The 18683-nt window shown below is 68.2% G+C and carries 19 protein-coding genes; 8 read left to right on the plus strand and 11 right to left on the minus strand.

Annotated elements, in window-relative coordinates:
* Positions 1-6: 6 nt before the first annotated feature.
* The 3 genes from J2X34_RS14605 to J2X34_RS14615 are packed head-to-tail and all read right to left on the minus strand — an operon-like array spanning position 7 to position 2878.
* Entirely contained in the window at positions 7-1431 is a 1425-nt protein-coding gene (locus J2X34_RS14605; RefSeq protein ID WP_114722242.1) for an NAD(P)(+) transhydrogenase (Re/Si-specific) subunit beta, read from the minus strand.
* Positions 1431-1763: an NAD(P) transhydrogenase subunit alpha gene (locus tag J2X34_RS14610; RefSeq protein WP_114722243.1), complete on the minus strand. Its 333-nt coding sequence runs from the start codon at positions 1761-1763 to the stop codon at positions 1431-1433. Before J2X34_RS14610 ends, J2X34_RS14605 begins: the two co-directional genes overlap by 1 nt.
* Positions 1763-2878 carry a Re/Si-specific NAD(P)(+) transhydrogenase subunit alpha gene (locus J2X34_RS14615; protein WP_114722244.1) on the minus strand — a complete coding sequence of 372 codons (1116 nt, stop codon included), beginning with the start codon at positions 2876-2878 and terminating at the stop codon, positions 1763-1765. Before J2X34_RS14615 ends, J2X34_RS14610 begins: the two co-directional genes overlap by 1 nt.
* A 269-nt stretch (positions 2879-3147) precedes the next feature.
* Here J2X34_RS14615 and J2X34_RS14620 point away from each other — a divergent pair, with 269 nt between their 5' ends.
* Positions 3148-3513 carry a DUF488 domain-containing protein gene (locus tag J2X34_RS14620; protein ID WP_114722245.1) on the plus strand — a complete coding sequence of 122 codons (366 nt, stop codon included), beginning with the start codon at positions 3148-3150 and terminating at the stop codon, positions 3511-3513.
* On the opposite strand, the gene J2X34_RS14625 is transcribed toward J2X34_RS14620, so the two are convergent.
* Complete coding sequence (locus J2X34_RS14625; RefSeq protein ID WP_429517987.1) at positions 3489-5036, minus strand: AMP-binding protein; 1548 nt, start codon at positions 5034-5036, stop codon at positions 3489-3491. The genes J2X34_RS14620 and J2X34_RS14625 overlap by 25 nt on opposite strands.
* A gap of 216 nt (positions 5037-5252) precedes the next feature.
* On the opposite strand from J2X34_RS14625, the gene J2X34_RS14630 reads away from it, so the two are divergent.
* The 3 genes from J2X34_RS14630 to J2X34_RS14640 are packed head-to-tail and all read left to right on the plus strand — an operon-like array spanning position 5253 to position 7444.
* Positions 5253-5963, plus strand: coding sequence for a DsbA family protein (locus tag J2X34_RS14630; RefSeq protein ID WP_114722315.1), 711 nt, complete (start codon positions 5253-5255; stop codon positions 5961-5963).
* Entirely contained in the window at positions 5960-6781 is an 822-nt protein-coding gene (locus J2X34_RS14635; protein WP_429517989.1) for a maleylpyruvate isomerase family mycothiol-dependent enzyme, read from the plus strand. Before J2X34_RS14630 ends, J2X34_RS14635 begins: the two co-directional genes overlap by 4 nt.
* Positions 6782-6787: 6 nt before the next feature.
* Positions 6788-7444, plus strand: a complete 657-nt coding sequence (locus tag J2X34_RS14640; protein WP_429517991.1) for a Type 1 glutamine amidotransferase-like domain-containing protein — start codon at positions 6788-6790, stop codon at positions 7442-7444.
* On the opposite strand, the gene J2X34_RS14645 is transcribed toward J2X34_RS14640, so the two are convergent.
* From J2X34_RS14645 to J2X34_RS14655, 3 genes are all read right to left on the minus strand, one after another.
* Complete coding sequence (locus tag J2X34_RS14645; protein ID WP_429517993.1) at positions 7402-7770, minus strand: hypothetical protein; 369 nt, start codon at positions 7768-7770, stop codon at positions 7402-7404. The genes J2X34_RS14640 and J2X34_RS14645 overlap by 43 nt on opposite strands.
* Positions 7771-8105: 335 nt before the next feature.
* Positions 8106-9359, minus strand: coding sequence for a formamidase (gene fmdA, locus J2X34_RS14650; RefSeq protein ID WP_429517995.1), 1254 nt, complete (start codon positions 9357-9359; stop codon positions 8106-8108).
* 32 nt (positions 9360-9391) lie between these two features.
* On the minus strand, positions 9392-9703 hold the full coding sequence (locus J2X34_RS14655) for an FmdB family zinc ribbon protein (protein WP_429517997.1): 312 nt from the start codon (positions 9701-9703) through the stop codon (positions 9392-9394).
* 163 nt (positions 9704-9866) lie between these two features.
* Between J2X34_RS14655 and J2X34_RS14660 the strand changes: the two genes are divergently transcribed.
* Genes J2X34_RS14660 through J2X34_RS14675 form a run of 4 tightly spaced genes read left to right on the plus strand, consistent with a single transcriptional unit; the run spans position 9867 to position 15718 of the window.
* Positions 9867-11339, plus strand: coding sequence for a wax ester/triacylglycerol synthase domain-containing protein (locus tag J2X34_RS14660; RefSeq protein WP_429517999.1), 1473 nt, complete (start codon positions 9867-9869; stop codon positions 11337-11339).
* A complete protein-coding gene (locus J2X34_RS14665; RefSeq protein WP_429518001.1) occupies positions 11336-13651 on the plus strand; it encodes a glycerol-3-phosphate 1-O-acyltransferase in 2316 nt (771 codons plus the stop codon). Before J2X34_RS14660 ends, J2X34_RS14665 begins: the two co-directional genes overlap by 4 nt.
* On the plus strand, positions 13648-15087 hold the full coding sequence (locus tag J2X34_RS14670; protein WP_429518003.1) for an HAD-IB family hydrolase: 1440 nt from the start codon (positions 13648-13650) through the stop codon (positions 15085-15087). Before J2X34_RS14665 ends, J2X34_RS14670 begins: the two co-directional genes overlap by 4 nt.
* A gap of 46 nt (positions 15088-15133) precedes the next feature.
* Positions 15134-15718 (plus strand): hypothetical protein, encoded by a 585-nt coding sequence (locus tag J2X34_RS14675; RefSeq protein WP_429518005.1) that lies wholly within the window; start codon positions 15134-15136, stop codon positions 15716-15718.
* 95 nt (positions 15719-15813) lie between these two features.
* Here J2X34_RS14675 and J2X34_RS14680 read toward each other — a convergent pair whose 3' ends face one another.
* The 4 genes from J2X34_RS14680 to J2X34_RS14695 all read right to left on the minus strand — a co-directional run bounded on the left by J2X34_RS14680 (position 15814) and on the right by J2X34_RS14695 (position 18553).
* Positions 15814-17265, minus strand: a complete 1452-nt coding sequence (locus tag J2X34_RS14680; protein WP_429518007.1) for a PPE domain-containing protein — start codon at positions 17263-17265, stop codon at positions 15814-15816.
* A 28-nt stretch (positions 17266-17293) separates the two neighbouring features.
* Positions 17294-17629 carry a hypothetical protein gene (locus J2X34_RS14685; protein WP_429518009.1) on the minus strand — a complete coding sequence of 112 codons (336 nt, stop codon included), beginning with the start codon at positions 17627-17629 and terminating at the stop codon, positions 17294-17296.
* Between the two features lie 58 nt (positions 17630-17687).
* A complete protein-coding gene (locus J2X34_RS14690; RefSeq protein WP_429518011.1) occupies positions 17688-18209 on the minus strand; it encodes a DUF3558 domain-containing protein in 522 nt (173 codons plus the stop codon).
* A gap of 98 nt (positions 18210-18307) precedes the next feature.
* Positions 18308-18553, minus strand: a complete 246-nt coding sequence (locus tag J2X34_RS14695; protein WP_429518013.1) for a hypothetical protein — start codon at positions 18551-18553, stop codon at positions 18308-18310.
* Positions 18554-18683: the final 130 nt, after the last annotated feature.

The following is an 18683-nucleotide window of genomic DNA, read 5'->3' on the forward strand; positions in this document are numbered from 1 at the left end:
AAGCGGCTACAGGGCCTTGAGCTCCTCGGTGACCTCGGAGACCATCTTCTTCGCGTCACCGAACAGCATGGAGGTCTGGTCGGCGGTGAACAGCGGGTTGTCGATACCGGCGTAGCCCGACGACATCGACCGCTTGAGGACGATGACGGACTTGGACTGGTCGACGTTGAGGATCGGCATCCCGTAGATCGGGCTGGACGAATCCTCGCGGGCCGCGGGGTTGGTGACGTCGTTGGCGCCGATGACGACGGTGACATCGGTGCGGGAGAACTCGCCGTTGATGTCGTCCATTTCCTTCATCGCGTCGTACGCGACATCCGCCTCGGCGAGCAGGACGTTCATGTGTCCGGGCATGCGGCCGGCGACCGGGTGGATCGCGTACTTGACCTCGACGCCCTTGTCCTCGAGCAGCGCGGCCATCTCCTTGACCGCGTGCTGGGCCTGCGCCACCGCGAGACCGTAGCCGGGCACGACGATGACCTGGTTGGCGTACGCCATCTGGATCGCCGCATCCGACGCGGAGGTGGCCTTGACAGTGCCACCCGACGCGGCACCGGCGGCGCCGCCGGCGTCCCCGCCGCCGAACGAGCCGAAGATGATCGCCGGGATGGACCGGTTCATCGCCTTGGCCATCAGGTTGGTCAGGATCGAGCCCGACGCGCCGACGATCATGCCGGCGACGATCATCGCCTGATTGTTCAGCGCGAGACCGGCGGCCGCCGCGGACAGACCGGTGAGGGCGTTGAGCAGCGAGATGACGACGGGCATGTCGGCGCCGCCGATCGGCAGCACCACGAACAGACCCATGACACCGGCGGCGACGAGCAGGCCGACGATCAGCCACGGCGACTGCGGGTCGCCGTCGGCGCCCAGGCCGATGTAGATCGCGAGACCGAGCGAGACGAGCGCGAGGACGATGTTCGCCAGCTGGAACAGCTTGGCCGACGCGACGACCTTCTTCTCGAGGTTCTTGTTGAGCAGTTCCTGCAGCTTCGCGAACGCCACCAGCGAGCCCCAGAACGAGACCGAGCCGATGATCGCGGCGAACAGCGAGCCGACGATGAACGGCGCCGAGGGCACCGCCTCGACGGCGGTGAAGCCGTCGGAGTTGAGGAACTCGGCCCACGCGATGAGCGCGACGGTGCCGCCGCCGACACCGTTGAACAGGGCGACCAGCTGCGGCATCGCGGTCATCTTGGTGCGCAGCGCGGGCGGGACACCGAGGATGATGCCGACGGCCAGGCCGCCGATGATCAGGCCCCAGTTGTCGGTGTCGCGGATATCGATCAGGACCGCGACGACGGCGACGAGCATGCCGACCGCGGCGATGTAGTTGCCGCGCACGGCGGTCTTCGGGCCGGTCAGGCCCGACAGACCGTAGATGAACATCGCGAACGCGACGATGTACAGGATCGTGACGAGGTAGCCCATCAGGCGTCAGCCCCCTTCTTCGCAGCCGCCTTCAGGGCGTCCTTCTTGGGCTTGAACATCGCGAGCATGCGGTCGGTGACCACGAAACCACCGACCACGTTCAAGGTGCCGAACACCAACGCGACGAACAGAATGATCTTGATGCTCCAGGGCGCGTCACCGGGCAGATGCCCGAGGACGACGAGCGCGCCGAGCACGACGATGCCGTGGATGGCGTTGGTGCCCGACATCAGCGGCGTGTGCAGCGTGTTCGGCACCTTGGAGATGACGGCGAAGCCGACGAACCCGGCCAGGACCAGGATCGCGATGTTCGCGAGCAGTTCGTTGTACATCAGGCGTTCGCCTCCTCACGGGTGACGCAGGCGGCGGCGAGGATCTCGTCGTCGAAGTCCGGCGCGAAGGCACCGTTCTCGTCGAGCATCAACTCGATGACCGCCTGCAGGTTCTTCGAATACAGCTCGGAGGCGTGCTCGGGCATCGTCGCCGGCAGATTCAACGGCGAGCAGATCGTCACACCGTGCTTGACCACGGTCTGACCGGGCTCGGTGATCTCACAGTTGCCACCGGTCTCACCGGCGAGGTCCACGATCACCGAGCCGGGCTTCATGCCCTGCACCGCTGCGGCCGTCACCAGACGCGGCGCCGGACGACCCGGCACCAGCGCGGTCGTGATGACCACGTCGAAGCCCTTGATCGCGTCCTCGAGCGCCTGCTGCTGCTGGGCCTGCTCGGCCTCGGTCAGCTGACGGGCGTAGCCACCCTCGCCGGCGGCATCGATGCCGAGATCGAGCCACTGGGCGCCGACGGAGCGGACCTGATCGGCCACCTCGGGGCGCACGTCGTAGCCGGTGGTGCGGCCGCCGAGACGCTTCGCCGTCGCCAGCGCCTGCAGACCCGCGACACCCACACCGAGGACCAGCACGGTCGCCGGCTTCACGGTGCCCGCGGCGGTGGTCAGCATCGGGAAGTACCGCGTCGACTCCGACGCCGCCACCAGCACCGCCTTGTAGCCGGACACGTTCGCCTGCGACGACAGCGCATCCATCACCTGGGCACGCGAGATACGCGGGATGGCCTCGACCGCGAAGGCCTGCACGCCGGCCGCCTTCAGATCCGCGATCCGGTTGTCCGCGTTGCGGGGCGCCAGGAAGCCGATCAGCGTCGAGCCCGAGCGCAGCTTGGCGATCTCGTCGGTCGACGGCGCGGCCACCTTCGCCACGATGTCCGCGGACCACGCGTCACCGATGGTGGCACCCGCCTCGACGTACAGCTCGTCCGGAATCAGGGCGGCCAGGCCGGCCCCGGACTCGACAACGACGTCGACGCCCTTGGCGGACAACGACGCCACAACCTTCGGCACCAGCGCCACCCGCCGCTCGTCGTCGTTCGTCTCCCGAACGACACCGACCGACGGGCGCACCTGTGCCGCGCTCTTCGATGTATCCAATGTTTCGACTTCCTGCGTTAGATGGTGTGCACGCCACGACGGGCGGCAACTCTCGAGCGATCGACGGACGATGACCCGATCGATGCAAGTGGTCCACGATGGTAAGCAGAACTACCGTGAGCAAGGGAACACACGCAAGTCGTCAGTGTTGTCTGAATCGAGTCCGAACAGAGGTATACCACTGTAAGGAACACATTTTGTGATACAGCTCACTATTTCACATGGACGTAACTTGGCGCCGAAATAGGCCCAAGACACGGAGGTGAGAGATGCCCGTCAAGACGGTGGAGATCGAACGCGTGTACGACCATCCGGGTGCCGAAGCGGGCTTCCGCGTCTTCGTCGACCGGCTCTGGCCACGGGGGCTGCGCAAGGATTCGTTCCACTACGACGACTGGGCCAAGGAGCTGGCCCCGTCCACCGAGCTGCGCCGGTGGTACAGCCACGACGTCGCCGAGTTCGGCGAGTTTCGGTCCCGTTATCTCGCCGAACTCGAGTCGCCCGACGGCCGCAGCGCCGTGGAGCGCGTTCTCGAACTCGCGCACGACCGTCCACTCGTCCTCCTGACCGCCACCAAGGACGTCGAGCACAGCCACGCCGCGGTACTGCGTCAGTTCCTCAGGGACGTCACATAGCGAGCCCGGAGCTGATGCTTGACCAACTTGCCTGTCGGAGTGCGCGGTAGATCGTCCGCGAAGTCGACCGAGCGCGGCGCCTTGTAGTGCGCGACGCGGTCGCGGACGTAGTCGAGCAGCTCGCGCGCGAGGTCGGCGCTCTTCGTCACACCGTCCGCCAGCTGGACAACGGCCTTGACCTGCTCCCCCATCTCCTCGTCGGGCACCCCGATCACCGCGACGTCGTACACCTTGGGATGCAGGGTCAGCACGTTCTCGGACTCCTGGGGATAGATGTTGACGCCGCCGGAGATGATCGTGAACGCGGCCCGGTCGGTGAGATAGAGGTATCGCTCGTCGTCGATGTAGCCGATGTCGCCGCTCGTCGTCCAGGTCGGATGGTCCGGGTGCTGCGCCGACGCCGTCTTGGCCGGATCGTTGTGGTACTCGAAGGGCAGCTCGGCGCGCTCCCAGTAGACGGTGCCGATCTCCCCCACCGGCAGCTCGCGCCCGCCCTCGTCGCAGATGTGCACGATCCCGAGCACGCCGTCCCGGCCGACCGAGCCCGGATGCGCGAGCGCCTGCGCACTGTCGATGAAGGTGACCCCGGAGCCCTCGGTGGATGCGTAGTACTCCTGGATCACCGGTCCCCACCACTCGATCATCGCCCGTTTGACGTCCGGCGGGCACGGCGCCGCGGCATGGACGGCGACCTGCAGGCTGGAGATGTCGTAGCTGTCCCGAACCGCCTTGGGCAGCTTCAGCATTCGCACGAACATCGTCGGCACCCACTGGCTGTGCGTGACCTTGTACGTCTGGATCAGGTCGAGCGCCTCGGCGGGCTCGAACCGGTCCATCACGATCACGGTGCCGCCGACGGAGTTGATGGTTCCGCAGAAGCGCAGCGGCGCTGCGTGATACAGCGGCGCGGGGCACAGATAGACGGTGTCGGAGTCGAATCCGTACATGGGCGCGAACACCGCGGTGTACGGGTCCGTCGTCTCGTGGACCTCGCCGACGGGCAGTCTGGGCTTGATGCCCTTGGGCCGGCCGGTGGTGCCCGACGAATACAGCATGTCCTGGCCGCGCGGCTGCGACTCGAGCGGTTCGACGGTCTGCGCCGCGAGCACCTGCTCGTAGTCGTCGTAGCCGGCGAGCGCGCCACCGAAGACGAGACGGCGGCGGACCCGGGGAAGATCGGCCGGGTCGTCCGGGAGCGCCGCGGCCGCGTCGGCGGACACGACGAGAACCGATGCCCCGCAGTCGTCGACCACGTACGCGGTCTCGGCCGCGGTCAGGTGCCAGTTGACCGCCGTGATGTAGAGACCGGATCGCAGCGCGGCCCAGTACACCTCGAGCATCCGCAGGTCGTTGCCCGCGACCATCGCGAGGTGATCGCCCGGCCGCATCCCCACCTCCCGCAGGTACCGGGCCAGCCGCAGGGACCGCTCGTCGAGCTGCCGATACGTCAGCTGCTCACCGGTGGCGGGCCGGATGATCGCGGGCTTGTCGGGGGTGGCGGCTACGAAGTTTCCCGGGAACACGGCAGCTCCTCATGTGAACGGTCGTTCGCGCTTCGGTCTGGCCCGATCGTCCACCACCGCGTGCCCTTCCGTGACGGGTTTCGCCCGAATCGCCGGATCCCGACCGGGTGCGCTCTTTCGATGTGTCATGGCGTCGCACCGGAGGCCGATCGGTCATAGAGTGACAGGGTGACCACCGACACATCCGATGCTGCCGCGCCCGCCGGCGACGAGGCGATCACGTCGGTGGACTTCCACTTCGATCCGATGTGCCCGTTCGCGTTCCACGCCTCGCGCTGGATCCGGCACGTGCGGGCCGAGACCGGCATCGACGTCGACTGGCGCTTCTTCAGCCTCGAGGAGATCAACCGCCGCGACGACGAGAAGCAGCAGCAGTTGCATCCATGGGAGCGGGACTGGGCCTACGGGTGGTCGCTCATGCGGATCGGTGCGCTGCTGCGTCGCGAGAGCATGGATCTGCTGGACCGCTGGTACGCCGCGACCGGCCACCTGCTGCACGTCGACGGCGGAAAACCGCACGACCCGGATGTCGCACGGGATCTGCTCGGCAGACTCGGACTCGACCCCGGCCTGCTCGACGCCGCGCTGGCCGACCCGACCACGCACGACGACGTCCGGGCCGACCACGACCGGGTGGTCGCGGCGGGCGGGTTCGGTGTCCCGACGCTGTTCGTGCTGGGCACCCCACTGTTCGGGCCCGTCCTGGTCGATCCGCCCGAGGGCGAGGCCGCCGTGCGACTGTGGAACATGGTGACCGAGATGCTCGAGTTCCCCCGCGTCTACGAGCTTCAGCGCGTGAAGGGGCCGGTGGACGCGGCGGCCATCGGTGAGGCACTGGCCCCGTACCTGCGGGGCCGGGACTGGCAGAGTGTCAATCGCGGTGAGGTCGTGGACCTTTCCGGACTGGAAACGGAGCGAGATACATGAGCGATTTCCCCCAGGGCATGCTGGTCGATGCACTGTCCGAGCAGTGGGCAGTGCTCGACGATGTGCTGTCCACGGTCGAGGGCGATGTGTGGACCACGCCGACGGCCCTGCCGGGTTGGACGGTGCGCGACATCGTCTCGCACATCATCGGGACCGAATCGCTGCTGTCGGGCCTGAAACCCCCGGAGACGGCGATCGACGTGCACACACTTCCCCACGTGCGCAACGAGATCGGTGCGCTCAACGAGCGCTGGGTGGAGGGCCTGCGAGCCCATACCGGGGCGCAGACTCTCGCGATGTTCCGCGAAATCACCTCCAGCCGGCGCGAGGTACTCGCCGACATGACGCAGGCCGACTTCGATGCTCCCGCAATGACGCCGGCGGGTCCGGCCACGTACGGCCGGTTCATGCGTATCCGGTTGTTCGACTGCTGGATTCACGAGCACGACATCCGCGATGCGCTGGGCGCCCCCGCGGGCGACGAGGGCGGCACCCGCGGCGAGCTGGCGTTCGCGGAGATCGCGGGCGCGCTGGGGTTCATCGTCGGCAAGCTGGGCGGTGCCCCCGAGGGTGCCCGGGTCACATTCGAGCTGTCCGGACCGCTGGCCCGCACCATCCACGTCGAAGTCGACGGCCGGGCCGCGGTGGTCCCGCAGCTGTCCGCACCGGCCACGTCGACGATCGCGATGGGTTCGCCGCTGTTCACCCGGCTCGCCACGGGCCGCACCACCGCCGCCGAGCACACGTCGGAGTTCGAGCTCGGCGGCGACGCCGAGGTGGGCCGACGGATCGTCGACAACCTCGCCTTCACCGTCTGAGCAACCGTGCGACTGTTCCTGGCGTCGTACCGGTTCGGTCTGCACGTGGACCGGTTCGTCGAACTGGTCGGCGGCCCCGGCCCGATCGCGGTGATCGCCAATGCCGCGGATGCGTGGCCGGCGCGGGCCCGGGACTCGGCCGTGGTGAGCGACGTCGTGCCGCTGCGCCGTCTCGGGTTCTCACCGTCGGAGGTGGATCTACGCCACTACGTCGACCGTCCGGCCGCTCTCGCGGAGACGCTCTCGGGATTCCGGTCGGTGTGGGTGCGCGGCGGCAACACGTTCGTCCTGCGTGCACAGCTGGCACGAAGTGGTGCCGACGACGTCCTGCGGGATCTGCTCCGCCGTGACGCCCTCGCCTACGCGGGCTACAGCGCCGGCGCGTGCGTCATGGCACCGTCCCTCGTCGGCGTGGACAGCGGGGACGATCCGGGCGAGGTGGCGCCGGCCTGCGGGGTGCCGCCGCGCTGGGACGGGCTGGGCCTGATCGACTTCTCGATCGTGCCGCACTGCGTGGGTCCGGACACTCCCCCGGACGCACAGAACCCCGGCGACGACGCGGCTCGCATGATCGAGGCCTGTCGCGGTGCCGGGGTTCGGTATCGGGCGTTGACCGACGATCAGGCGATCGTCGTGGATGCGGAGGCCACCGCGTTGCTGTAGCCGCCGACGGCGGCCAGTTCGCGGCGCTCCTCGCGCGGGGCCAGCCGGTCCAGTGCGGACCAGGTGATCTCGCAGCGCTTGACGGTCATCTCGTCGGCCTCGGAGAGCAGGGCGGTGAGCAGGGCCTTCGGGTTGCGGTCCCACGACGCGTCGATGCGGCCCACCTGGTCGTTGGTGAACAGCCCGGAGCCGGCCACCGCCGAGACCCAGTCGTTCACGTCACCGCGGTGGATGCGCTCGAGGGCGTCGTAGTCGACTCCGCCGTCGAGGAACTCGTACGAGAACATTGCGGCGACGTAGTCCTCGATGCAGTTCGAAGCGCTCACAATTCTGCGCCCCTTTCTCCCCGACGGCCTAGCCCTCACCACCGGAAATAACAGATCCGGAAACAAGGAGATGTTCATGGTCATATCGCGTAACGCTTTGATTGCGTGGTGCGATGAGAACGACGCTAACGCGGCGAAAGACGTGGGTGTTACTGTTTGATCATAACGATTGAATAACGTCTCCGAATTTCGCGCTCGAGGCTACAGCCAGGGAAAATACGCGTTAAGTTCGAACGAACGGTCCTGTTCTTCTTGTACAGGAGTTCATTTCGCGGGCGCGCGGGAACCGGCCCGCATCAGGTACGACGCGAGCCGGTTCCCCCGCCGGCCGGGGCCTAGCGTGCGGAGTGCGGCGCGCCCATTCCCGGATCGATCCGCACGGGACCGTCCGCGGACGGCGCGACCGGGAAGTCGAAGATCGCGGTCGGCAGGTACACCGTGGCGCACGAGTTCGGGATGTCGACGACGCCGGACAGGCGGCCCTCGATCGGCGCGGCGCCCAGCAGCAGGTACGCCTGCTCCGGGCTGTAGCCGAACTTGGTGAGGTAGTCGATCGCGTGCAGGCACGCCCGCTGGTAGGCGAGGTGCGAGTCGAGGTACCGCTGCTCGCCGTCGAGCGTCACCGACGTGCCCGAGAACGCCAGCCACTCCGAATACTGCGGATCGGTGTTGCCGGGCATGAAGATCGCGTTCTCCGACACGCCGTACGTCTCCATGCCGCCCTTGATCAGGTCGACGCGCAGATCGATGAACCCGCCCATCTCGATCGCACCGCAGAAGGTGATCTCGCCGTCGCCCTGCGAGAAGTGCAGGTCCCCCACCGACAGCTTGCCGCCGTCGACGAACACCGGATAGAACACGCGGCTGCCCTTGGTGAGGTTCTTGATGTCCTGGTTGCCGCCGTTCTCGCGGGGCGGGGCGGTGCGGGCGGCCTCGCCGGCGACGCGGTCGAAGTCGGCGCCGGTGAGGGTGCCCAGCACCGCGTCGCGCGGTTCCGGTGGCAGCGCGAGCGGCGGCACCCGGTCCGGATCGGTCGCGATCAGCGCGGCCTCACGGGCGTTCCACCTGCCGAGCAACTCGTGCGACGGCGCGGTGCCCATCAGGCCCGGATGCACGATGCCGGTGAACTTGACGTGCGGCACGTGCCGGGACGTCGCGGTCTGCCCGGAGAAGTCCCACACCGCCTTGTAGGCGTCGGGGAACTGCTCGGTCAGGAAGCCGCCGCCGTTGTCGCGCGGGAAGATGCCGGTGTACCCCCAGCCCTGGCCGGCGAGCGGACCCGAGTCCTCCTGCGGGATCGGTCCGATGTCGAGGATGTCGACGATCAGCAGGTCACCGGGCTTGGCGCCCTCCACCGCGAACGGCCCCGACAGCGTGTGCACCGTGGTCAGCGGGGCATTGAGGATGTCGTCGGCCGAGTCGTCGTTGCGGATCGCGCCGTCGAACCATTCCCGGCAGTGCACGCGGAACGAATCGCCCGGCTTCACCGTGACGGCGGCGGGGATGTCGGGGTGCCACCGGTTGTGGCCGATCTTCTCCTGCTCGGTGAACTTCTTGCGCGAATCCAACGGGAACAGCAACTCGGGCATACGGATCTCCTTCACGACGCGAGGGGAAAGACTCAGGGGCGGGGCAACTTTCGGTGCAGCGGATTGGTGGTGACATTCTGCACGGCCGTCCGGGCACCGGGCCGCGGGCCCGAGACCACCGCGGGCTCGCTCGCGGACCGGGCGGTGGAGTCGAGCAGACGCATCTGCGTCGACGAGCCGTGGCCGAGCCGTGGGCCGGTGATCTGACGGCGCGCGTCGGACGCGCAGGCGGGGCAGGCGGAGCTGTCGGGGACGGTGGCCATCGAGTAGGTGCGGTCGAACGGACCGCACTGCGCGCACCGGAACTGATAGAGGGGAATGACCGCGTCCTTTCGCCGGGGCAAGGATCGAAGTCCCTCAGACGTTAACCGAGGTGGCACCCGATCGCGCGGCATACGACTTGTCCGCCGTGTCCGGAAAGGCGAAGCCCGAATCTCGTGACGCGTCCGCTCCCGCGGGGCCACACTTGAGGCGACACCCCCGATCGTGGATTCGAGGAGCGTGCGTATGGCCGACGGGCAACCGTTCATCCCACCGAGTGCGGTGGATGTGGACCTCTCCGCGGTCGGATGGGCGCAGAACCGGACCATGTCGGACTTCGAGACCGGCATGTGGCGGATGGAGGAGGTGCGCCCCGAACTGCGCACCCCCATCGTCGCCGTCGACGTCCTCGACCGGGCGCCGGACTGGGATCGGTTGGTGCGGGCGCACGAATGGGCGTCGCACATCGTGCCCCGCATCCGGATGCGCGCAGTGGAACCGGCGTTCGGCCTCGGCAATCCGGTGTGGTCGGTGGACCCCGAGTTCGACCTCGACTACCACCTGCGCCGGGTGCGGTTGCCGGAGCCGGCCGACCTCGACCACGCGCTGCGGATCTGCCGGCACCTCGCCACCGAACCGTTCGACAAGGCCCGCCCGCCGTGGATGGCGATGCTCATCGAGGGCCTGGCTGACGGCCGCGCCGTCTACGTCGTCAAGACCCATCACAGCATCACCGACGGCATGGGCGGCATCCAGATGATGGCGCTGCTGCACAGCCGCCGCCCCGAACCGACGCCCGACAAGCCGGACCGCGCGCCCGCGCCGCCCGAGCACCTGTCGGATCTGTCCGCGCTGGGGCTCGAGGTGCTCACCGAGGTACGCCGCGCCCCGAGCCGGATCGCCGACCTGGTCTCGGGCTCGGCGCGGGCCGCGATCACCGCCGTCACCCGGCCGTTCGACGCGGCGGGCGAGGTCCTCGACTACGCGAACTCCCTGCGCCGCGTCATCCAGCCGCCCCCGGCGACGGGCTCTCCCCTGCTGCGCAACCGCGGTCTCGGGCGCTGGTTCGGGGTGCTCGAGGTGGAGTTGCCGGTCCTCAAGGCCGCGGGCCACGCGGCCGGTGGTTCGGTCAACGACGCCTACATCGCGGCGCTGCTCGGCGGCTTCCGCCGGTACCACGAGGAGCTCGGCGAGTCCGTCGGCAAGATCCCGATGGGCATGCCGATCAACATGCGGGCCGCGTCGGATCCGTCCGGCGGCAACCGGATCGCCGCGGTGCGGTTCGCGGGGCCGGCCACCGAACCGGATCCGGCGTTGCGGATCCGCAAGGTCCGCGCGATCGTGCTGGCGCTGCGGGAGGAACCGGCCCTCGACATTGTCGAGGCGGCGTCGCCGCTGCTGGTGCGGCTGCCGACCCGGCTGCTCGCCGAGTGGTACCTGTCGCAGTCCAAGGGGCTGGATCTGCAGGCGTCCAATGTCGCGGGGGTGCCCGTGCCGGTGTATCTGGCGGGGGCGCGGATCGAGCGGATGTTCCCCTTCGGCCCGGCACCGGGCTGCGCCGTGATGGCGACGATGGTCTCCCACGTCGGGACCTGCTGCATCGGCGTCAACCTCGACACCGCCGCGGTGACCGAACCGGCGCTGTTCATGCAGTGCCTGCAGGAGGGTTTGGACGAGGTGGTGGCGCTGGCCGGCGCCGCGAAGGGAGCCGAGGGATGACCGAACACGGCGCACAGTCCACACACCCGACGATCTATCTCACCGAGCCGATGACGGAGACCGAGGAACGCGCACTGCGGACCTGGCTGGGGCAACAGGAGTCCGAAACCGGATCGCCGACGGTCACGTTCGCGAACACCGATCAGGCACTGTCGGCCCTGACGCGCCGGGACGACGACCCGATGGTGACACCGGTACGCGTCGTATGGCTGCCCGATATCACCAACGGCCATCGTGCGCAACGGCTTCGGGATGTACTGTCCGCGAGGGACCCGCTCCATCTCGGAGCGAACGCGCAGCGCCGGGTGCTCCGCACCGATCCGGCGCGCTGCCGGGTCATCGAGGGGGACGCCGCGTCGCTGAGCGAGCTACGGGACCGGCTGGCCGAACGCGGCGGCGGATCGCTGCCCAACTTCATCCGTCGTCAGGCCGCGCTCGCGCTGGAACGGGCCGAACGCAGCCTGCTCGGCACGCAGTACAAGGTGTCCCGGTTCGTGGTCGAGGAGATCACCGACACCAGCCGGTTCACCGCGGGGATCAAGAACCTGGCCGCCCGGCTCAATCTGACCGTGGTGGACGTCGACCGCCAGGCCCGCGCCGACCTCGACGAGATGGTGGCGGCGCAGAGCCGGCGGGCGATCGCGCTGTGGGATCAGCTGGGCCGCTACTTCTCCCGCGCGTATCGCCTGGACGTGGACACCACCCGGTTCGAGGAACTGCGCGAGCTCAACCGGGAGCATTCGCTGGTGTTCCTGCCCAGCCACCGCTCGTACCTGGATCCGCTGGTGCTGCGGCCGGCGCTGCTCGCCAACGACCTGCCGCTCAACCACGTCATGGGTGGACTCAACGTCAGCTTCTGGCCGATCGGTCCGATCAGCAAGCGGTCGGGCACGGTGTTCATCCGCCGCAAGTTCGACGGCGACGAGATCTACAAGTGGACGCTGCGCGAGTACATGCGGTTCCTGCTGAACAAGCGGTTCAACCTCGAGTGGTACATCGAGGGCGGGCGGTCCCGCACCGGGAAGCTGCGCCCACCCCGATACGGGCTGCTCACCTACCTCGCGAAGGCGTTCCAGTCGAGCGACGCGTCGGACGTCTACCTGGTCCCCGTCTCGCTGGTGTACGACCAGCTGTACGAGGTCAGCGCGATGGCCGCGGAGGCCCACGGCGCGGAGAAGCGCAAGGAGAGCATCCGCTGGCTGGTCGGCTACGTCCGGGCGCAGGGGCAGCGCCGCGGCGTCGCGCACGTGACGGTGGGACGGCCCCTGTCGCTGCGGGATTCGCTGGCGCAGGAGGACGATCTGCGGCGGGCGATCCAGAAGACCGGCATCGAGGTGAGCCACCGCATCAACGAGGTCACCCCGATCACGGCGTCGTCGCTGGTGATGCTCGCGTTCCTCGGCATCGAGGACCGGGCGCTGACGGTGCCCGAGCTGGGTTTCATCCTCGGCCCGATGGTCGACTACATGACCGCCCGCAAGCTCCCCACCGCCGGCGACGTCGATCTCACCAACCCGCAGGTGATCCGGAAGGCGCTGTTCACCCACCTCGACTCGGGAGTGCTCAAGCGGTTCGACGAGGGCAACGAGCGGGTGTACTACCTGGGCAGGGACCAGGGACTGGTGGCGGCGTTCTACCGCAACAACACCATTCACTTCCTGCTGGTGCGGGCGATCGCCGAGATGGTGCTGGTCTCGGCCGTGGACGAGAAGTTCGCGGACCCGCTCGCCGACGGCTGGGCGGAGGCCAAGGCCATCCGGGATCTGCTCAAGTTCGAGTTCTTCTTCAGCGACAAGGAGACGTTCCAGGAGGAGTTGCGCGCGGAGCTGAGCCTGATCGACCCGGCGTGGGAGAGCGATCTGAGTAAGACGGAGCACGTGGAGCACATCCTCTCCGAGGTCCGCCCCTATCTGGCGCACCGGGTGCTGCAGCCGTTCCTCGAGGCCTACGAGGTGGTGGCCGATCATCTGCTGGATGCGCCGGTGTCCGAGGACTTCGACGAGAAGACCTTCGTCGCCGGGTGTCTCGCACTGGCCCAGCAGCGGCGGTTGCGCCAGCAGCTCGCGAGCAGCGAGTCCATCTCGTCGGAGCTGTTCGCGACCGCGCTGCAACTGGCGCGCAACCGGAAGCTGATCGAGGTGGCCGATCCCGAGGTACCCGAGCGCCGGCTGGCGTTCGCCCGGGAGGTGCGGACGCTGGTGCGCCGGGTCCGAGAGATCCGCGCACTCGCGCACGTGAAACTCGATCAGGTGAAGGGCGCCGACTCGACCGCCCAGATCGTCGGCGATCCCGGGGCGGAGTTGGACCGATGAACCGACTGAGGGATCTGTACGCCGCCATCGCGGCCGCTCCCGAGGGCCCGTCGACGCTCGCGGCCTTCGACCTGGACGGCACCCTCATCACCGGCTACTCGGCCACCGTGGTGTATCGGGATCGGCTGCGCCGCTTCGACATCAGCATCGCCGAGCTGCTCCGCACCACCGGCGCCGCGTTCGACACGCAGTTCCGCGGCGCCGACGTGGGCCGGCTGATGGAGATCGCGGTGACCGGGCTCGCCGGTCGGCGTGAGGACGAGCTGCGGGAGTGGAGTCAGCGGCTGTTCCGGCAGGAGATCGCGTCGATGATCTACCCGGATGTCCGACGGCTGCTCGACGCGCACCGCCGGGCGGGGCACCGGATCGTGATGGCGACCTCGGCGACGACGTATCAGGCGCAGTACGTGGCCGAGGATCTCGGGATCGACGAGGTGCTGTGCAGCCGACCCGAGGTGGTCGACGGGATGCTGACCGGCGCGCTCACCGGTCCCGCCCTGTGGGGTCCGGCGAAGGCGAAGGCGCTGCGGGAGTTCGCCGATTCGGTGGCGGTGCCGATGTCGGAGGCGTTCGCGTATTCCAACGGCGCCGAGGATGTTCCGATGCTCGATTCGGTGGGACGTCCGGTGGCGCTCAACCCGGACCGCAAGCTCGCGGACCTCGCACGCGCCGAGGGGTGGCTGTCGGTGAACCTGCCCAAGCCGGATCGGGGTGCGACGCCGATCGCGACGCTGCGCACGGCGACCGCACTGGGCGCGCTGGGCGCGGCCACCATGGTCGGTATCGGAGCCGGGGTGTTGACGGGAAACCGTCGCACCGCCGCCAATGTCGTGGGCACGGTGGGGCCGGATCTGGCGCTTACGATCTGCGGGATCGACGTGAAGGTCACCGGCGAGGACAACGCGTGGAAGGACCGTCCGGCGGTGTTCATGTTCAATCACCAGAGTTCGCTCGACCTGCTGCTGGTGGGCAAGGTGGTCCAGCGGGACGCGACGGGCGTGGCGAAGAAGGAGGCGGCGCACGATCTGCGGTTCGCGGCGATCGGCACGCTACTGGATGTCGCGTACGTGGATCGGGCGGACAGCAAACAGGCCCGCGCGGCACTCGGGCCGGCGGTGGACAAACTGAAGGACGGCACGTCGATCGCGATCGCCCCGGAGGGCACCCGCTCCCCCACGCCGAGACTGGGCCGATTCAAGAAGGGCGGCTTCCACATGGCGATGCAGGCGCAGGTCCCGATCGTGCCGATCGTCATCCACAATGCCGGGGACCTGATGTGGCGCAACTCGTTCGTCGCTCACCCGGGCACGGTCTACGTCGACGTCCTCGACCCCATCGAGACCAAGGACTGGAACGTCGACGACCTCGACCAGCACATCGCCGAGGTGCGGGCGCGGTTCGACGAGGTACTCCGGGCGGGGCCGGTGAAGGCCTAGGGTGTCTCTCCTATTTCGGGACCTTCGGGTCGGTACAGTGCCCCATATGATCCGAAACGCCCGGTTTGTTCCTGTGCTGCTTCTTGCTGCCGCGCTCAGCGCCTGCGGTTCCGACGACGCCGACACGGCCGCCCCGGAGGTCGCGCCCGACGAGGTCGCGGTCGCCGACGAGGGTGCGGCGAGCGCCGCGGGCGCGGAGGTGTTGGCGCGGTTCACGAGCTGCGACGACGTCTCGCCTGCGGTGGCGCAGTACATTGCGGGGCTGCAGGAGAGCCCGTCCAATGCGGTCGACGAGTACGGCGCGATCTGCAACTGGGAGACCCCGGACGGCGCCACGTCGCTGAGCGAGATCCGTGGCGTCGAGGTTCTCATCGAGCCGGGGACCGGCGAGGTTCCGACGGTGCAGGACCTCGAGGCCGGCCAGCTCGTCCTCCTCCCGGACGCCGAGCTCGCGAAGGCCGGTGGCGTCGCCTACACCCTCCCGGTGACGACGGCGGTCGCCGGGGTGATCGTCACCACGGTCGCAACACCCGATGTCAAGGTGACGATCACCGGCGGGCAGTGGGACGACATGCCGTCGCTGGACGGTCCGGCCGCGGTGTCGGCCGCCAAGCAACTGATCGGCACCTAGCGAGCGCCCCGGGATGGAGGCGGCCGGGTGGACGACGACTGCTCGTCGTGTCGCCGATCCGGCCGCCTCCATTCAGAAGATATGCACTGGCCGCCTCAGCTCCCGATCACGGGCGGGGCGGCCAGTGGAAGCTTGCCGATCAGTTCGCTGCCGTTGTCGACGTTCACCAGGTAGCCGGGCGTCTTGTGCTCGGATTCGTCGTCACCGCGGCCGCGCGCCCCGGCGCCGGGCATCATGCCGGCACCTGCCGCGCCCGGTCGGGCTCCCGCCGCGCCCGAGCCCGATGTCGTCGCCGCGGTCGCGCCTGTCCCGCCTGCGGAACCGGATCCCGATCCGGAACCGATTCCACCGCTGAGGATTCCACCGGATCCGTAGCCGCCGAGAGAACCTGCACCCGATCCGCCTCCTCCCCCGGATCCCAGTCCGCCGGCGCCGGCGGAGTAGCTGCCGATTCCCGATCCCGACGTTCCGAGACCGGACTGGCCGAGTCGGGTGCCGTCACCGCCCGACGCCGCCGCGGGCGCAGTCCAGGCGGAGGCGGGCGTGGTTACGGCGTCGGTCTGGTTGGGGTTCGGCGCGAACTGGTCGCTCGCGCCGGGCTGGGCGCCGGCTGCCGCGGGGTCGAAGCCGCCGACTCCGGGGGCTGACCCGGCGCCCGGGGTTCCGCCGGGCAGCGGGGCACCCGGCATCGGTGTCGGGTTGTGCGGTGATCCCGAGTTCGGTCCTGCGTGCGGCGCATACGGGTTCGATCCGCCGCTGCCGGGTGCGCCGCCACCGGGTTGGGTTCCGTCGAGGCCGGTGGGGCCGTCGCCGATTCGGGGCGGTTCCGGGAGCCTCGGGACGTTGGTGTCGGCCTGCTGCATCACGGGGGTGTAGACGGTGCGCATGATCTCGATCGCCTGCTGGTGTGCCTCGTCCTGCTCGTGGAGGACACGTTTGAGGATCCCGACGCTGGGCAGCACCCGGTTCAATGCGGATTCGAGGATGCCGCGCTCGGCGACCGGGGGCAGGGTGGCTTTCACCTGGTCGACACCGGTGGCCGCTTCGGTGATCTTGGTGCCGATGAGGGTTCCAGCCTCTGCCAGCTTCCCCGACTCGGTGACGTATCTGTTCGTTGCAGCGACGGCGGAGTCTTTCGCGATGCCCTCCCACTTGCCTTCGGTCTCGTGGGTGATGAAGTCGCGGAAGTCATTGAGCGCCTGCTCGAGTGACTCGCCGATCTTCGTCCAGCCTTCGGCACTGGCGCGGAGCGAGCCGCCGTTCATCGCGTCGACGGCGGCCTTGATGTCCTCGTGTGACATCGTCTCGAACGCTTCGGGCGACCCGAGCGCGGGGGCATCGAACTCTCCACCGAACCGGCCGTACAGCCCCGCCTGCTGCAGGTAGATCTCGTCACGCTCGGTATTGCCGGCCGCCTGCTCGTCCCGGACGCGGTCGCGCTCGTTCAGGTCGTAACCCGTCACGAGATCGACCAGAGCATTGCCCGGATCGCGGACGAGCCCGTACGCCTCCTTGCCCAGGTCGCCTATGAAGTCGGTGAATCCCATGTGCTTCCCCCCTCCGCTAGCCCCGGCGTCAGAAGCCGGCGTCCACGTTCGTCAGTGATTGCTGATTGGCATCCTCGGCCGCCTGGTACTGGGCGCCGATCTTTGTGAACAGATCTCGCATCTGCTCGACCTCGGCGATGTGCTCAGCAAGCGCCTGGTCCAGGGAGTAATCGCCGCCCGAGGCCTTGCGACCGAACTTCGCGGCGAGCGCTACGCCGGATGGGAGGCGGTCGCCAAAGCCGTCAATCGTCGTCAGGTCGGCTGCGCGGTCCTTGACCGCCTGCAACTGCACGATCAAGTCGTCGCACCGGCCAGCGCAGCTCTCGGCCACGCCACGCTCGAGTGTCAATTCACCGGACGCCACGGATTCCGACAGTCCAATCCACCCAGACTCAAACACGATGCTCCCTTGTTGTCCCCGCCTACTTCGGAATTGCGCCTTCGAGAGCAGTCGCTGTGTGAACCGCCAGCTCACACGGATCGCCACTTCGTTCAGGGTTGTACAGACTGACCCGAACGATCGACGCGCCATCGCCCGCACGGAACGCCACATCACACCGTTCGCCCCGGACATCCGTAGATTCTCGGTACACCATGACGTCTCGCCCATTGATCTGCTGGTCGATCAAGTCGGTATTGCGGTCGTTGCCGCGGATCTCGTCCCAGGTTCTCGTCGTGGCAAAGACTGTCAGTGAGTGATCAGTTCCAGCCCAGCGACATCGGTTCCACCCCGGCTGCTTGACCCCATCGATGTCTCGCTCTGACGTCGATGGGTCAACACCGACAGCATGCAGTGCATCGGGCGGCACGTCATCGCACGGACTGAATGCCGGCTCTCCCGACGCGACGGCCTCCGGGTCAGCTGTCCCCGGCACGGTTCCCGAACCACACCCCGCGAGCGCCAGTCCAGCACCGATCAACCCCACCGCAGCAACCCAACGCACCCGGCACCCCTCCCTCAACGCAGACCCGCTCCACCCTAAACAGACGCATCACACTCGCGTTCGGTTCCATGCTGATGGCGAATCGGATCCGATCACTGTCAGAAACCGCCGCCCGCAGTGGTCATGGCGTGCTGGTTCGCGTCCTCGGTTGCCTGGTACTGGGCGCCTATCTTGGCGAAGAGATCTCGCATCTGCTCGACCTGGGCGATGTGATCGGCAAGCGCTCGGTCCAGTGAGTAATCGCCGCCCGAGGCCTTGCGTCCGAACTTCGCTGCCAGCGCGACGCCGGACGGAAGCGTTCCCAGACCGTCGACCTTGTCGAGTCGCTTAGCCCTGGCCTGCACCGACTTCAGCTCTCGAACAAGCTCTTCACATCGCCGCGCACATCGCAGGCCGACATCTCCGTCGAGAAGTAGTTCTCCTGATTCAGCGGCGCGAGCGAGACCTGACCAGCTCGCGTCCGGTGTTCCGATT

It is taken from the genome of Rhodococcus sp. BE178, assembly GCF_050433545.1.
Taxonomy (GTDB): domain Bacteria; phylum Actinomycetota; class Actinomycetes; order Mycobacteriales; family Mycobacteriaceae; genus Prescottella.

Bases quoted from the DNA above. Each gene is read 5' to 3' on its own strand.
- J2X34_RS14635 (WP_429517989.1), top strand. From the start codon at position 5,960: ATGAGCGATTTCCCCCAGGGCATGCTGGTCGATGCACTGTCCGAGCAG.
- J2X34_RS14660 (WP_429517999.1), top strand. From the start codon at position 9,867: ATGGCCGACGGGCAACCGTTCATCCCACCGAGTGCGGTGGATGTGGAC.
- J2X34_RS14605 (WP_114722242.1), bottom strand. From the start codon at position 1,431: ATGGGCTACCTCGTCACGATCCTGTACATCGTCGCGTTCGCGATGTTC.
- J2X34_RS14680 (WP_429518007.1), bottom strand. From the start codon at position 17,265: ATGGGATTCACCGACTTCATAGGCGACCTGGGCAAGGAGGCGTACGGG.
- J2X34_RS14620 (WP_114722245.1), top strand. From the start codon at position 3,148: ATGCCCGTCAAGACGGTGGAGATCGAACGCGTGTACGACCATCCGGGT.
- J2X34_RS14610 (WP_114722243.1), bottom strand. From the start codon at position 1,763: ATGTACAACGAACTGCTCGCGAACATCGCGATCCTGGTCCTGGCCGGG.
- J2X34_RS14675 (WP_429518005.1), top strand. From the start codon at position 15,134: ATGATCCGAAACGCCCGGTTTGTTCCTGTGCTGCTTCTTGCTGCCGCG.
- fmdA (WP_429517995.1), bottom strand. From the start codon at position 9,359: ATGCCCGAGTTGCTGTTCCCGTTGGATTCGCGCAAGAAGTTCACCGAG.
- J2X34_RS14665 (WP_429518001.1), top strand. From the start codon at position 11,336: ATGACCGAACACGGCGCACAGTCCACACACCCGACGATCTATCTCACC.
- J2X34_RS14670 (WP_429518003.1), top strand. From the start codon at position 13,648: ATGAACCGACTGAGGGATCTGTACGCCGCCATCGCGGCCGCTCCCGAG.